11 protein-coding genes and 1 pseudogene are annotated in these 16,315 nt (G+C 35.2%); 5 read left to right on the top strand and 7 right to left on the bottom strand.

Going from position 1 to position 16,315, the window contains the following annotated elements; translation table 11 throughout:
• The first annotated feature begins 161 nt into the window (after window positions 1–161).
• Window positions 162–938 carry a DeoR/GlpR family DNA-binding transcription regulator gene (locus HMPREF2818_RS04300; protein ID WP_000919197.1) on the top strand — a complete coding sequence of 259 codons (777 nt, stop codon included), beginning with the start codon at window positions 162–164 and terminating at the stop codon, window positions 936–938.
• A gap of 281 nt (window positions 939–1,219) precedes the next feature.
• Here the strand turns inward: HMPREF2818_RS04300 and HMPREF2818_RS10130 are convergent.
• The 4 genes and pseudogenes from HMPREF2818_RS10130 to HMPREF2818_RS04275 all read right to left on the bottom strand — a co-directional run bounded on the left by HMPREF2818_RS10130 (window position 1,220) and on the right by HMPREF2818_RS04275 (window position 7,675).
• Window positions 1,220–3,801: pseudogene (locus HMPREF2818_RS10130) on the bottom strand (pneumococcal-type histidine triad protein).
• Between the two features lie 26 nt (window positions 3,802–3,827).
• Window positions 3,828–4,751, bottom strand: a complete 924-nt coding sequence (locus tag HMPREF2818_RS04285) for a metal ABC transporter solute-binding protein, Zn/Mn family (RefSeq protein ID WP_000822457.1) — start codon at window positions 4,749–4,751, stop codon at window positions 3,828–3,830.
• A 254-nt stretch (window positions 4,752–5,005) separates the two neighbouring features.
• Window positions 5,006–5,449 (bottom strand): D-aminoacyl-tRNA deacylase, encoded by a 444-nt coding sequence (gene dtd / locus HMPREF2818_RS04280; protein ID WP_000691430.1) that lies wholly within the window; start codon window positions 5,447–5,449, stop codon window positions 5,006–5,008.
• A gap of 9 nt (window positions 5,450–5,458) precedes the next feature.
• Complete coding sequence (locus HMPREF2818_RS04275) at window positions 5,459–7,675, bottom strand: RelA/SpoT family protein (RefSeq protein ID WP_000237872.1); 2,217 nt, start codon at window positions 7,673–7,675, stop codon at window positions 5,459–5,461.
• A gap of 259 nt (window positions 7,676–7,934) precedes the next feature.
• Between HMPREF2818_RS04275 and HMPREF2818_RS04270 the strand changes: the two genes are divergently transcribed.
• The 4 genes from HMPREF2818_RS04270 (at window position 7,935) to HMPREF2818_RS04255 (ending at window position 12,494) form a co-directional block, all read left to right on the top strand.
• The gene (locus tag HMPREF2818_RS04270) at window positions 7,935–10,337 is read left to right on the top strand and encodes a bifunctional 2',3'-cyclic-nucleotide 2'-phosphodiesterase/3'-nucleotidase (protein WP_000033934.1); all 2,403 of its coding nucleotides are present in this window, start codon (window positions 7,935–7,937) and stop codon (window positions 10,335–10,337) included.
• A 156-nt stretch (window positions 10,338–10,493) separates the two neighbouring features.
• Entirely contained in the window at window positions 10,494–10,949 is a 456-nt protein-coding gene (gene nrdI, locus HMPREF2818_RS04265; RefSeq protein ID WP_001125401.1) for a class Ib ribonucleoside-diphosphate reductase assembly flavoprotein NrdI, read from the top strand.
• A gap of 10 nt (window positions 10,950–10,959) precedes the next feature.
• Window positions 10,960–11,997 (top strand): M42 family metallopeptidase, encoded by a 1,038-nt coding sequence (locus HMPREF2818_RS04260; protein WP_000450417.1) that lies wholly within the window; start codon window positions 10,960–10,962, stop codon window positions 11,995–11,997.
• Window positions 11,997–12,494 (top strand): kinase, encoded by a 498-nt coding sequence (locus tag HMPREF2818_RS04255; RefSeq protein WP_000226648.1) that lies wholly within the window; start codon window positions 11,997–11,999, stop codon window positions 12,492–12,494. Before HMPREF2818_RS04260 ends, HMPREF2818_RS04255 begins: the two co-directional genes overlap by 1 nt.
• 221 nt (window positions 12,495–12,715) lie before the next feature.
• Here HMPREF2818_RS04255 and HMPREF2818_RS04245 read toward each other — a convergent pair whose 3' ends face one another.
• Genes HMPREF2818_RS04245 through HMPREF2818_RS04235 form a run of 3 tightly spaced genes read right to left on the bottom strand, consistent with a single transcriptional unit; the run spans window position 12,716 to window position 16,191 of the window.
• Window positions 12,716–13,753: an extracellular solute-binding protein gene (locus HMPREF2818_RS04245; protein WP_000660662.1), complete on the bottom strand. Its 1,038-nt coding sequence runs from the start codon at window positions 13,751–13,753 to the stop codon at window positions 12,716–12,718.
• Between the two features lie 11 nt (window positions 13,754–13,764).
• The gene (locus HMPREF2818_RS04240) at window positions 13,765–14,538 is read right to left on the bottom strand and encodes a response regulator transcription factor (protein ID WP_000286068.1); all 774 of its coding nucleotides are present in this window, start codon (window positions 14,536–14,538) and stop codon (window positions 13,765–13,767) included.
• A 3-nt stretch (window positions 14,539–14,541) separates the two neighbouring features.
• The gene (locus HMPREF2818_RS04235) at window positions 14,542–16,191 is read right to left on the bottom strand and encodes a sensor histidine kinase (RefSeq protein WP_001215127.1); all 1,650 of its coding nucleotides are present in this window, start codon (window positions 16,189–16,191) and stop codon (window positions 14,542–14,544) included.
• Window positions 16,192–16,315: the final 124 nt, after the last annotated feature.

Genomic DNA, 16,315 nt, shown 5'->3' with positions numbered 1-16,315 from the left:
CTTATCAACTTATCTACATCAATATTATACAAAACAAAATAAAACATTACAAGACATTTTTTATTTTATTTTGTTTATTATTGTTTATTTTTTCAAAATTATTATTATTTTAGCTCTATTTATGGTATGATATATATAACGAAGAGGTAGGAGAGGTCATTATGTTAAAGCGAGAAAGATTACAAAAAATAATAGAAAAAGTCAATATAAATGGCATTGTCACTGTTAATGAAATCATGGAAGAACTTGATGTATCAGACATGACTGTTAGGCGTGACTTGGATGAATTAGATAAAGCAGGACTGTTAATACGCATCCATGGTGGTGCACAAAAAGTAAATGCATCACCAACTCCACAAAATTATGAAAAATCAAACACTGAAAAATACGATATTCAAACAAATGAAAAATTAGAAATTGCCCAATTTGCAAAACAATTCATCAATGATGGTGAAACAATCTTTATTGGGCCTGGAACAACCTTAGAGAAATTAGCCACGCAATTACTTGATTTTAAAATTAGGGTAGTAACCAATAGCCTTCCTGTTTTCAATATTCTGAATCAAAGTTCAACACTTGACCTTATCCTTGTAGGGGGAGAGTACAGAGAAATTACTGGTGCTTTTGTCGGTTCTGTTACTATTAACTCTATTAAATCACTTAATTTTTCAAAAGCTTTCGTTAGTAGTAATGGTGTTTTTGAAAAGTCTATCGCTACTTACGACGAGGGAGAAGGTGAAATTCAGCGCATTGCTCTTAATAATTCCTTTGAAAAATTCCTTTTAGTTGATAGCCAAAAATTTGGTAAATATGATTTTTATACTTTTTATCAATTAGACGATATTGATTTTGTATTAACAGATCATAATATTGATAATGTTGTTAAGGAGCAATACAGTAGCTTCACCAAAATTTTAACTAATAACAATTACATGTAATAAAACAAGTGAGCCACTACTAGAAACCTGTTATACAGCTTTTAGTAGTGGCTCTTTATTTAGTGATTATAACTTTAGTCGTTTTATAAAAGTCAAAACAAGAAAACTTCCTCAAACAAAAATATATTAACTCTCTTTTTAAGCGTAAAACAATGGTTGTTCAAAAGAAGAATTAGATATATCATTAAAAGCTTCGCACGCTAGAAATCATAACTAAAAAACAAACAAGTACGGTGACTTGTTTGTTTTTAGTTGTCAGCTAAGTTTACTCAACTCTTTTATTATTTCACTTCTGTTAGTGTTTTAATATCAACAAGCACTTTAGAGCCATCTTTTTTAGTAACTTGAACTTGACTACCATTAATATAATTAAAGCTTTCAAAACTTACACTATATTTATTTGATAATTGGATGAGTTGCTTTTCAAAAGATTGTCTATCCATACCATATTTCTTAGCGTTTTGTGCCATTCCTAGTTCATATTCATCTAGCTCTGATTCATCTTCTTGTTTTTCTGGTTCTTCTTCGTCTGAACCTTTATTAACATCATAAAAACCATAGTTGTGAGTTACTTTCCCTGAATCTTCAGGTTCTTCATCTGGAGCATAATTTTTGGCTTTATTGTCTTTATTTGAGCCTTTGTTATGATCACTGTCGTGTCCCCAACCTTTTTCTTTTGGTAATTCATTAGGATGTTCCATGTAGTATTTAATTGTTGAGAAGAGTTGTTGTAATGTATAGCCTTCTGGTGCTTTCCATAAACCACCCTTGTCAAACCATGCCATAGGAACATTATGATAATGATCATGATGAGGAACAATCAATTGATCATCTTCAAATCCAACTGCATATGCCATGTGAGCAGCAATTTTATCAAGCGGTACAATTTTTTCTGGTTTTGCTTGTTTGAATACTTCTGCAGCACTTAAGTTTTTGTCACTAGAATTTGATGTTGATTTATTATCAGTTGGTGCAGGACTTGGTTTATCTGCTTTATTAGAGTCCTTTTCCTTATAAATTTCAGCATCTTTACCCCATCCTTCAACTTTAGGACGTTTTTCTGGGTGCATCATGTAATATTTAGCCGTAGCTAAATAGTCTTCTAAAGAATATGTCTTATCTGAATCAGCTAAAAGATCTTTTTCTTCATCAAACCATTTTAATTCCACATAATGGTAATGATCTTTATGAGGAATTACAAATGTACCATTCTTATAGTCTGTCGCTTGTGCAATTCCAAATAATAAATCTTCAGATTTAACAATTGCTTTTGGTTCAATTGCCTCATAGATTTCTTGAGCTGTTTTACCTGTTTTTGGTTTGTCTTGATTTGCTTCAGATTTTCCTGAAAGAAATTCTTGAGCTGCTTTTAATTCCGACTCTGATAAATCTTTCTTTGGTACCCAATGCTCATGTGTCATATGTGGAATGACATAACCTGTACCTGTATCTTTTTTAATATCTTTGGCATCAAAAATGTAACCATCAGATGTTGTGTATTTACCAGCTTTTTTGCCTCTTCAATTTCTTGAGCACTGTAGACAATCTGGCTATTTGGTTTGCCTTTACGTTGGTCTTTCGGTGTTACTGCATGGTGTTCTTCCTCTGTGTGAGGTTCCTTATTAGGTTCATGAGAAATATGCTTTGGTTTCTCTGTAGAATCTTTTTTCCCTAATGCATCAATATGATGTCCTCTATGCTCTGCCACCATCCTTGTTGCTTCTAACTCTAATGGAGACATATCCTTATAGTGAATAAAGTGGAAATGATTACCGTGCGGAATAGAAACACCGATTGCTGTGAAAGCATTAACTTGTGCTGGGTCATAAACCAAACCATCACTTTCTACGTGACGAGCATATAACGGTTGAGCATATAAACGTTTCAACATTTTGTCTAAAGCAGAATCTTTGTTGATTGGTTTGGTTGTAGGTGCATGGTGTTTTGGTGCCGTAGCATGATTACCAGCTGGTTTTGACCAGTGATTTGCGTGAGTGACTCTTGGAATAGAAATAGGGGCATTAGCATGTCTTCCTGTTGATACATTACCGCTTGGTGCACTTGCATGAATGTATGAACTTGAATTTGATGGTTTTGAGCTATTACCTGATCGGCCAGTCTTGCGGTTCCAATATGCCTGTGCGGCTGATAACTCTGATGGAGATAAATCAGCTTTCGGGATATAATGGAAATGATCGCCATGTGGTACTAAAAAGGCATCTCCCATGTCATCAATGACATCTGTTGGACTAAAAACATAACCATCATCTGTAGTATAGCGACCGCTAGCTTTCGCTTCACGTACGCTGGCTGATAAAGCTTGAGTTTTTGCACTACTATGCTTTCCTGATTCTCCCTTAGAACCACCCTTAGACCATTCTTCGCGTTGCTTTTGGATTTGTTCCTTTGTACGAACATTTGTTCGTTTGCTACCTTCTTTAAGATAGAGGTAATACTTACCGTTAACTTTGATAATATAACCATCTTTGACTTCATTAATGACATCAGCTTTATTAAAGACATAGCTAGGGTCTTTCATAATCAATTCTTCACTAATGATGGCATCATATGGCACTTTCCCATTGTAATAATGGTAATGGTCTCCATGAGAAGTCACATAACCGTCGTCAGTAATTTTAACAACGATTTGTTCTGCAGATATGCCTTCTTCTTTACTGATTTGGTCGGGCGTTTTATTTACAGCTGTTGCTTGTGCTTTGCTATCAGATTTATCTGTTTTCACATAAGAAACACTATTGTCTGATTTTTGGGCATTATAGCTACCTAATTGGTAAGCACCTACACCAGTACCAAATAGAGCTACTGATAAAGCACTAATAATAACTGTTTTTTTACGATTCATCCTGCGTCCTTTCTTTATATAACTACCTATTGATTTAACGATTTGACAAGTACCTTAAGATTAGTTTCCAAATTTTCTAAGTAATCTTTATTGTTTTTGGGAACTGCTTCTAAAGGACTTAAACTTGCAATTTTAACTCGAGTAGCTGAAGCTACTGCTTGAGCTAATTTAGGTGAGACTCCTTCTTCAACAAAAATAGTCTTAACCTTATATGTTTTCACAAACTCCTGAATTTCGGCTAATTTTTTAGCACTAGGTTCTTGCTCGGTTGAGACACCTGCAATACCTAACTGAGTCAATCCGTATCGCTTAGCTAAGTATGAGAATGCTGTATGTGAAGTCACAAAGTATTTAGACTTTGCAGCTTTAAATTTTGGCTTATACTTCTCTGCAATAGCCATTGCCTTGTCACTAAATTGATCAGCATTTTTTTGATAAACCTTAGCGTTTTTAGGATCCTTTTTAGCTAATTGTGTAGCGATGAGTTGTGCTTCCTCAGATACTTTTACAGGGTCATTCCAAGTGTGAGGGTCATACAAGGTTGACTCATCTACTCCTTTTTCTGCCTCTACATCTTCTAAGCCATGAACTTTATCCAAAGTCATACCTTTTGAAGCTTCAATTACAGATACTTTAGAGTGATGCAAACTAGGTTCCAAACGTCTCGCCCAAGCTTCTAGTGTGTGCGAATGATAAAGAAATAGATCAGCATCATAAATGGCAGCAACATCACTTGATGAGGGTTCAAAACCATGAATACCTGACTGTGATCGAATCATTTTAATATCATTCAAATCACCAGAAACTGCTTTTGTAATGGAATATACTGGATAAAAGCTAGTCACTACTGACAAGCCATTTTTTTGCTGGCTTTGTTTAGTACAAGCACATAAGCAAATTAGGGTAACTACTCCGAGAACAAAAATAAGGCTTTTCCGTATCCTTTTCATTAAACCTCCTTTAAAATAAAAAATACTTAACCAGTTAACATTTTAGAGTATTCTTATTTTAGTGTCAACGAAAAACCATAAATCTAATATTTTTCTATTTTTAATATTGTTAAGTGCACTTAATTTCATATCAACAACCTTTATTCATGCCTTTCCAAGCTACAGTAAATCTTTTCATAAACATGAATGGGTTAAGGAGTATAATTAGAACCACAATAAAAAGAGCCAAGCATTCTGCCCAACTCTTTGGTTTTTTATTTATTTTTAGTATCTAAAACGATAGTTACTGGTCCATCATTAATCAGACTGACTTGCATATCAGCTCCAAATTGACCTGTTTCTACCGAAACATGATTTGCTAATTCTTGATTAAAGATATCATAAAACTGATTCGCTTTAACAGGATCAGCTGCCCCAGTAAAAGCTGGACGATTTCCTTTTTTGGTATCTGCAAAGAGTGTAAATTGTGAGATAGATAAGACGCTTCCTTTAATGTCTTGAATTGAAAGGTTCATTTTCCCCTCATCATCAGAAAAAATACGCATGCTAGTAATTTTACGAACTGCATAAGCAATATCTTCTGTTGTATCTTCTGGAGCAATCCCAACTAGAAGTACTAAACCCTTCTCAATAGATCCGACTACATCATCTTCAATAGAAACACTTGCTTGATTAACACGTTGAATAATGATTTTCATTTTGCTCTCCTAACCATTCGTACGTTTAACAGAATAAACATCTGGGATAATTTTGATTTTATCAACCACAGTTGTCAATTGTGCTAAATTTGAAATTCCAAAGCTAACATGAATATTAGCAAATTTCATATCTTTTGTTGGTTGTGCATTTACTGTCGATACTAGCTTTGTTGCATTTGATAAGGTTTGAAGAACATCATTAAGGAGGCCACTACGATTCAAACCATAAATATCGATTTCAGCCATGTACTCTTTTTTAGATCCATCATCATCCCACTCAACATCAATCAAACGTTGTTCGTAGTTCTCCTGACTCTTTAAATTTTGACAATCTGAACGATGGATAGCCACGCCTCTACCTTTAGTTATATAGCCTTCAATGAGATCTCCAGGAACGGGATTACAACATTTTGCAATACGCATTAATAAACCTGAAGCTCCTTGAATGATAACACCATTTTCACTCTTAACTTTGAGAACATCACGCTTATCGGTTTTGATTTCACCACCGTTAATAAGTTCGTCTGCTTCCGCTTTAGCCTTAGCACGTTCCTCCTCACGGCGTTCTTTTTCCGTCAGTTTATTAAAAATACTAATCGGACTCAAATCACCAAAACCTACGGCTGCATACAAAGCTTCCTCACTTTTAACACTGACACGTGGAAGGATTTCTTCAATATGTTTCTTATCTAAATATTTGTTAGGCACATAACCTTGTTCTTGGAAATAATCAACCAGTAATTCTCTACCTTTATTAATAGAAGTTTCTTTATCTTGGTTTTTGAAGAACTGACGAATTTTATTGCGAGCTTTATTGGTCTTAACAATCTTAATCCAGTCACGACTTGGTCCAAATGAATTAGGGTTTGTGATAATCTCAACAACATCTCCTGTTTTTAACTTAGCAGTCAATGGAACCATACGTCCATTTACTTTAGCGCCAGTAGCTTTTTCTCCAACTTGCGTGTGAATAGCATAAGCAAAATCAATTGGTCCAGATTCCCTTGGCAATTCCTGAACAGCACCATTTGGGGTAAAAACATAGATGCGTTCTGTAAAGATATCTTCCTTAACAGAGTCAACAAAATCCTTGGCGTCTTTTGATTCATCTTGAAGCTCAACTAATTCTTGAATCCATCCCATACCAACCGATTGCTCTGCTTGATTAACCTTACTGGTGATTCCTTTTTTATAGGCCCAATGGGCTGCAACACCAAACTCGGCAACTTGATGCATTTCTTTAGTTCGAATCTGAATTTCAATTGGCCCTTTAGGTCCATAAACCGTCGTGTGAATAGATTGATAACCATTGGCCTTTGGTGCCGCAATATAATCTTTAAACCTTCCTGGCATAGGACGCCATAACTCATGGATATACCCCACCATGGCATAAACATCACTAGCAGTTTCCATGATACAGCGTATCGCAATTAAATCATAAATCTGATCAAAGCGTTTCTTTTTATCACGCATTTTTCTGTAAATAGAATAAATGTGTTTTGGTCTACCATAAATATCACCATATAAACCCTGTTCCTCAGTATAGGATCTGATTTTATCGACAATTATATCAACCAACTCTTCGCGTTCACGACGTTTTTCACTCATCATATGAGAAATCTTATAAAATTCCGTCTCATTCAAGTAACGAAAAGATAAATCTTCTAATTCCCACTTGATACGACTAATCCCCAAACGATGCGCTAAAGGAGCGTATATTTCCATAGTCTCACGTGAAATACGCTCTTGTTTATCTTTTCTGAGGTGTTTAAGGGTTCTCATATTATGTAAGCGGTCAGCGAGCTTAACCAAAATAACACGGATATCCTTAGACATAGCCATTAACATTTTACGGTGATTTTCTGCTAACTGTTCTTCATGAGATTTGTACTCCACTTTACCCAATTTTGTTACGCCGTCAATAATATCGCGAACATCCTTGCCAAAATCAGTTTCAATCTCATCAAGGGTAATTTCCGTATCTTCTACAACATCATGTAAAAAACCACAAGCTACCGTAACGGCATCAAGGTGTAAATCTGCAAGAATACCTGCTACTTGAATTGGATGAATAATGTAGGGCTCGCCCGACTTTCTTGCTTGATAATAATGAGCTGCGGTTGCGTAATTTAAGGCAAATTTTACAAAAGCAACATCCGTCTCACTCATGTACTGGGATGTGATTGCAACAACCTCTTCTCCTGTTAAATTAATTTCTTTGACCATAGTTATCCTCTTTAATCATAGTGATAGATTGTACCTATTTTATCACTTTTTAACCTAAAAATAAAAGAAGTTAGAGGCTCAAAAAGAATTAAATACCAAGTAAATGTGTCTAACTAAGTTATCCTTTATAAATAAACGATTGTTTTTGGTGTAATCACTAAAAATAATTCGTAAATGAGATTGATTAAACGTTTTCAATAAGCTATAATAGTTTTTAGATTAGGATAATATACATGTAATGTTTTAATGGAGGAGATTTATGTCAAAACATTATTTTTCAAAAAGCGTATTCGCTTTAACTGTCTTAACAGCTACAGCAACAAGTGGTTTAGCTGTTCAAGCAGAAGACATTGTTACAACACCAAGTTCAACCTCTACAAAGGTTGAATCAACTACCCCCACTAGCACAATTGCAGAGGAAAAGTCAAACGTTACTTCTACTCCAACTGCAATAACTGATGCTTCAACAGCCACAAGCACAAATACCACTACCAATAACCAAAATCCACAGCCTGTTGCCACAGAAGCCACAACTAGTGATCTCAAACCTATTGAAGGTGAAAAAGTTGACCTTCGCATCATGTCAACCACAGACCTACACACCAATTTAGTTAACTATGATTATTATCAAGATAAAGAATCTCAAAAAATAGGGTTAGCAAAAACTGCTGTCCTTATTGAAGAAGCAAAAAAAGAAAATCCTAATACCGTCTTAGTTGATAACGGAGATGTCATTCAAGGGACACCTTTAGGAACTTATAAAGCAATCGTTAAACCTGTCGCAGAAAATGAAGAACATCCTATGTACCAAGCCATGAATGCTCTTGGTTATGATGCATCAACACTAGGTAATCATGAGTTTAATTACGGTTTAGATTACCTCAAAAAAATCATTGCTACAGCCAACCTTCCAATCCTCAACGCAAATGTTTTGGATTTCAAAACACATCAACCAGTTTTTAAAACTTATGACATCATTACTAAAACCTTCAAAGATTCAACAGGAAGAGCTGTTGCACTAAATATTGGGATTACAGGAATTGTACCTCCTCAAATCTTAAACTGGGACAAGGCTAACCTAGAGGGAAAGGTTATTGTCAAAGATTCAGTTAAAGCAATCGAAGAAATCGTTCCTACTATGCGTGCTAAAGGAGCAGATGTCATTCTCGTTTTATCACACTCTGGCATTGGAGATGATCGATATGAAGAAGGTGAAGAAAACGTTGGCTATCAAATTGCCAGCATCAAGGGAGTGGATGCCGTTGTTACGGGACACTCACACGCTGAATTTCCATCAGGTAACGGTACTGGCTTCTATGAAAAATACACTGGAGTTGATGGTATCAATGGAAAAATAAATGGAACACCTGTTACAATGGCAGGCAAGTACGGGGATCATCTTGGTATTATTGATTTAGGACTTAGTTATACTAATGGAAAATGGCAAGTCTCCGAAAGTAGTGCTAAAATCCGTAAAATTGATATGAACTCAACAACTGCTGACGAGCGTATCATTGCATTGGCTAAGGAAGCACACGATGGCACTATCAACTATGTTCGCCAACAAGTAGGTACAACAACTGCGCCAATTACAAGTTACTTTGCACTAGTTAAAGATGACCCTTCAGTTCAAATTGTTAACAACGCTCAACGTTGGTACGTTGCAAATGAATTGAAAGGAACACCTGAGGCAAATTTACCACTTCTATCTGCTGCAGCACCATTTAAAGCTGGAACACGCGGCGATGCTACCGCATATACTGATATTCCAGCTGGACCTGTTGCAATTAAAAACGTAGCTGATCTTTACCTTTATGATAATGTTACTGCACTTTTAAAAGTGACCGGAGCAGACTTACGTGAATGGTTAGAAATGTCCGCTGGTCAATTTAACCAAATTGACCCTAACAATAAAGCACCACAAAATATTATCAATACCGAATATCGTACCTATAATTTTGACGTTATTGACGGCTTGACTTATAAATTTGATATTACACAACCTAATAAATACAATAAAGATGGAAAAGTTGTTAATAGTCAAGCTAGTCGAGTACGCGATTTAATGTACAATGGTAAGCCTGTTGCAGACAAACAAGAGTTTATGATTGTGACCAATAACTACCGTGCTAGTGGTACCTTCCCTGGGGCTAAAAATGCCACAATGAACCGTTTGCTGAACTTAGAAAATCGCCAAACTATTATCAACTATATTATTTCAGAGAAAACCATCAATCCTACAGCTGATAATAACTGGGGCTTCACAGAGTCTATTAAAGACCTTGATTTACGATTCCAAACAGCCGATAAAGCTAAAAATCTTGTTACTAATAGCAAGGATATTCAGTATATCGCTAGTTCTACCAAAGATGAAGGATTTGGTGATTATCGATTTGTCTATACTGAACAAGAAAAAGTAGACCTTACTGAGCCATCACATCAAGAAAAGTTAAGCCAAATAGAAAAACAAAAAATTCACCACATGGTTGCAACTGCTTATACAAAAGCAAAAGCTTCTCCAAATATTACAGGCACTGTCTATACACAACAGAAAGAAAAAACATTACCTAAAACTGGACAAGAAAAACAATCTTATCTGGCTTTCTTTGGTGTCGCAATACTTGGACTCGTGGGAAGTTTACTTAAAAAGAAACAAATATAGTCATCACTAAAAACTGAGGCCAATCAACCTCAGTTTTTAGTCTCAACAATAGATTTTCTCTCTAAATAGTCAGATATTGAGATACCACTCTAGCTTGTTTATCTGACATGATTTTGCTAAACTGATAACAAGAAATTTAGATTTAAGGAGTACTAAATGCCTAAATTAACCCTAGTCTATATCAGTCTTAGCGGCAATACTCAAAGCTTTGTCAAACGTCTTAGTGAACAACTGTCAACTTGGCATAACTGTCAGGTTTCGACTATTAATATCAAGGAACAAAATCATCAAACCTTTCCTGTTGACCAACCTTTCGTAGCACTATTACCCACTTACCTTGAGGGAGGAAATGGCATTGACAATGGCGATCAAGAAATTCTTACCATTCCACTTGGTGATTTTATAGCTGCACACAATAATGTCAAAAATTGTATCGGAATTGTTGGCTCTGGAAATAGAAATTTTAACAATCAGTACTGTTTAACTGCAAAACAATACTCTGAACGGTTTGGATTTCCTATGTTAGGAGACTTTGAATTGCGAGGAACTTCTAGCGACGTTGAACGTATCGCAAATATTATCGTTGAAACATTATCGAACTTTAAAGCCTAAAGGAAATAGTATGGAAACAACATTAAACTACATTAAAACCCTGACATCAATCCCTTCACCAACAGGGTTTACCCAAACAATCATGACCTATATCATCAAAGAATTGGAAGCGTTTGGCTACTCACCAATTCGCACAAACAAGGGAGGCGTCATGGTTTCTCTAAAAGGAAAAAATGATACTAAACATCGCATGATAACTGCTCACCTTGATACACTTGGTGCTATGGTTAGGGCCATCAAACCAGATGGTCGGTTAAAAATTGACCTTATTGGTGGATATACATACAATGCCATTGAAGGAGAAAACTGTACTATACACCTCTCAAAAAATGGTAAAGAAATTTCTGGAACTGCTCTTATTCATCAAACTAGTGTCCATGTTTACAAAGACGCTGGAACTGCTGAACGTAATCAAACAAATATGGAAATTCGTTTAGATGAGAAAGTAACAACTGCTGACGAAACACGTGCTTTAGGCATCCAGGTCGGTGATTTCATTTCATTTGATCCGCGTACAATCATAACAGACAGCGGCTTTATTAAATCACGTTACCTAGATGACAAGGTATCCGCTGGTATCCTAATGGAACTTCTTTCTGTTTACAAGAAAGAAGACATTCAACTTCCTTATACTACTCATTTCTACTTTAGTGCCTTTGAAGAGCTAGGACATGGAGCAAATTCAAGCATCCCAAATGAAACTGTAGAATATCTAGCAGTTGATATGGGAGCTATGGGAGACGATCAAGAAACTGACGAATATACTGTCTCTATCTGTGTTAAAGATGCTTCTGGTCCTTATCATTATGAATTACGTCAACATCTTGTTTCTCTAGCTGAAAACAATAATATTCCTTATAAACTTGATATTTATCCTTATTATGGTAGTGACGCCTCCGCTGCCATGCGTGCTGGTGCGGAAGTTAAACACGCGCTACTTGGTGCAGGTATTGAATCTAGTCATTCTTATGAACGTACCCATATCGATTCTATTCAAGCAACTGAACTCTTAGTGGATGCCTATCTCAAAAGCAATATGGTGGACTAATGGTAGCCACGCTCATTATTATCAGGGGAAATTCAGCTAGCGGAAAGTCTACAATAGCTAAGCAACTTCAAGCCGAATTAGGGGAAAATACCCTTCTCTTATCTCAGGATTACCTTCGTAGAGAGATGTTAGGAACTAAGGATGGTGAAAATACTACTACCATTCCCCTTTTGATCAATTTACTAAATTATGGTTACCATAACTGTTCCTACATCATCCTTGAAGGCATACTTCGTTCTGATTGGTATACGCCTGTTTGGAAACATATTTTAAAACATAACCCCAACAATACTTATGCTTATTACTATGATTTAAGCTTTCAAGAAACTGTTAAAAGACATTCAACTCGACTTAAATCTTTAGAATTTGGAGAAGATTCTCTTGCAAGATGGTGGCTTGAGAAAGATTTCTTAAAAGAGATACCTGAAAAAATATTAACAAAAGCTATGAGTTTAGAGGATGTCAAAAAACTTATAATGACCGACGTTTTACCTTAACATTATTGTACGCACTATAAACAATAATGACTTCTTATCATTGGAGTATATTGCCCATGGATACAGTGATTGACCTCTTATTTATTATCGTTCCCATTATAGCCGGATTTCTGGCATGTATTAGTCTTTATCGTTATTGGAAAAAAGATTTCGAAAGCGACGAAGACGACGATTAAACTCCTCGGAATCAATGATTCCAAGGAGTTTTTCTATATTCTCATTTAATCAGCATTTCTACGAATACGATTATAGGTTTTAAGGATTTGGCCCTTATGCTTAGTGACATAGCGATAATCTTCTTTAAGAGTAGCAATATCCTTTAAAGCTTTCATGCCATTACTCGTTTGGGCATCTTTACGAATAGGTCGGTTACTCGTTGACTGCCCAAAGGCATTTTGAACATCTAAAGAAAGCATAAAATTAATAAATAACTTTGCTTCTTTCATAGAAGGAGCATTCTTTATAATTGCAACCGAAGATGGGACAAAAACTGTCCCTTCTGTCGGATATACAATAGAAACATTGGCACCACTTTTTTGCAAATTGACACTAGGGTCTTCGTAAGTCAGCCCCACAATCATTTTTCCTTCTGCAACTGATTGATAAACTTCTGAAGAGCTAGAAGATTTGATAGCATTAATATTATGTTGTAGCTTTTTAACATAGTTCCACGCTTTTGGATTGGTGTAACCACCCTTGGCCAAGAGTATATTAGTGAGTTGTGAGAAAGCACTAGAGGAAGTATTCGGATCTGCAAAGGCAATTTTACCTTTTAAGGAAGGCTGTAATAAATCTTCATAACTCTTGATGGTAAGTCCCTTAGCTAATTCGTTATTTACAATCAAGACACTCCCATTTATAGTATAAGGTGTCGCCGTATCACTTGGATGGATATAGTCTGGAATAACAGTATGAACATTCTTTGATACGTAAGACTCAAACAATGCCTTATGACTTTCAAATTGCGTATAATTTCCTCCAAAGAAAATATCCGCCTTCAACTGCTTACCCTCCTTACTTAATCTATCTATTAGTTGCCCTGTCCCACCTTGAATAAGCTTAACTTTTATACCGTATTTTTCCTCAAAAGCTGGAATCGTTCCTGTTAAAATGGCTTGACTATTTGGACTTAGAATAACTAATTCTTTTGGTGGAAGTAGTTTAGAAGGCTGGCTAATACTGTATGTAAAAACACTTATAAAAATAATGGAAACAACCAGTAGTATATAAATAAGCCTTTTCGACTGTTTTTCTTTCATCTTTCACCTACCTAATCCATTTGTTTAAAAATATGTTCTTCCTTAAACGCTTTTACTGTCTGACCCAAGTACTTTTTAAAAACCCTATCAAAATAACGATAATCATAAATACCAACAGCTTCTGCAATTTGGTAAACCATTAGGTCTGGTTCTCTAAACATCAACTGAATGGCTTGATTAATACGATATTGATTTATATAATCACTCAAAGTTATATGAAGGTGCTTTTTAGTGACTGTGTAAAGATAACTTTCACTGTAACCTAAATCGTGAGCTAACTGGCTAATCACAATTTTCCCATGAAAATGGCTATGAATCCATGCTAGCATATCTTTAATAACTTCAGGAACTTGGTCATTAGCTTGTGGTAGAGGTAAATACAATTCTGTATGCTCTTGTAGGTGCTTCTCCTTATGTTCCTCAATTCTAGCCATAATTGTTTTTAAACAATCAATCAAAGCTTGCTTTTCTAGTGGTTTTGTTAAAAATTCAAGAACGCCATAGTGAATAGCTGATTGCGCATTTGGAAAATCAGCATAGCCAGATAAAATAATTTTGGCATAAGATTGTCCTTTGGTTGCCTCAAACATATCGAATGCTGTCATAATTGGCATATTAATATCACTTAAAACAATGTCTGGCTGCTCTTCCTGAATTAATTGAGCTCCTTCTTTACCATCTTTTGCTTCACCAACCACTAAAATATTCAATGATTGATAATCAATAGCATAGCGTAACCACTTACGAATAAGGTGCTCATCCTCAACGATAAGTAATCTATACATAACTCACTCCTTTACTATATAGCTAACTCGAAAAGCATCATCTGTCTTCGTAAACTCTAACAATACTGTTGAAAATTGATATTGTAATCGTCTATAAGAATTAATAAGCCCATGATGCGAGTGAGTTGATCTTAACATTGTACGTATGGCTTGTTGCCTAGCCAAACTAATACCTGATCCATTATTTGAAACAGTAAACCAAATTCCATCACTATCTTGCCAAATATCTATGTTTATTGCTACATCATGACGTTCTTTTAAGCCATATTTAATAGCATTCTCAATTAGCGGTAACAAGAAAAGTTTTGGTACACGCATGTGTTCAAGTTCAGGAGATACTGAAATAGTGTAAGTTAATTCTTCAAATCTCACTTGATTAATCAAAAGGTAGGATTCAATGATTGCTAAATCATCCTTAAGCACAGCTGCTTCTGTGCTACCACTAAGGCTATAGCGCAATAATTTTGTTAGTTGTATAACGATTCTTTCTGTTAATTGTGAATCATAGTGACTGGTTATTAAAATTGTCTCAAGGGTATTATAAAGGAAGTGAGGATTAAACTGAGCTTCTAACATCCTCTTTTCAAACAACAACTTTTGTGTTTCCAAATCAAGAGTTTTCTCATGTAAATCTTTTAACTGTGAAACCATCTGATTGATTTGCACAGATAGATATTGAAATTCATCTTGACTATCAAGCTCAATACTAGATTTTTCTTGGCGGGAAATGGCATCCATATCTAGCACCATTTGATTTATGGCGCTAGAATTTTTTACTGCGATGCGATCGGCTAGAACTCTAGATTTTTGTCGTAAAATCACAAAAATAATAACTGATGATACTAGAGAAAAAAGGACGACCAGAGTTACTGGTATCAGGGGACGATACATGTAAAGTAGGATATTGTCTTGCAGAGCTACTTTCCTAACAACAAAAGCTCGATGATCGTGAAAACTAAAATATCTAGTTAAGAATTGACTATCTACCTTATCTAAACTAGAGGAGATAAAATCACGATTAGTAAAAGTAAAGCTATTATTTAGCTGATCGGCAATAATCAAGTCTGAGTTAATAGCCTTCGTTGGAAGTAAAAAGTCTTTCCCATTCATCAATAAAAAGGCATAACCTGAAACTTTTTTATTAACTATAATTGGCTTAATGAGTGCAAGGTAATGCCCTCCCTCACTATCCACAATAATTTTTAGTAGCCTTTGATTTATTTTAGCCTTATCTAAAACTTCACTAATGTAAATAGACTTACTAAAAAAATTACCTAAATGTGAATTACTAGCAAACAAAAGTTCTTGATTAGGTGAGAATACTAAAAGTTCTGTTTGACTTTGTAAATGATTCCTTAAATGATAATATTGCTTACTCAAATCAGCACTTCCTAAGTGTCCTGAGACAAATGGTTTCAAACTATTTTTACCTAAGTCATCTAATAAGGTATCATGTTTTTGAATCAATTGCTTATAACTATAGGAAACTGAATTAACATCTTTATAAAGACCTATCTGTTGAGGCGCTAAAGAAAAAAGGACGAAAAGTGCAATCAATAACAAGGATAAAATTAAAGACTGGCGGGAAAAATGTTTAGAGATATCATCTTGTAGTCGTTTCTTAAAGCGTTCTTCCATTCTATATCCTCTCATTTCCATCTCCTTTTATTATAGCAAATAGCTATCCAATAAAGATAGTCAACTCCTTTCATACAATAACTTTCAAAAGAAAAAAAGATAAGCTAAACAAGTATCGTCTTGTTCCACTTACCTTTAA

This window comes from Streptococcus sp. HMSC076H09, from assembly GCF_001811765.1.
GTDB classification, from domain to species: Bacteria; Bacillota; Bacilli; order Lactobacillales; family Streptococcaceae; genus Streptococcus; species Streptococcus agalactiae.
This window is presented reverse-complemented; position numbering and strand designations above follow the sequence as displayed.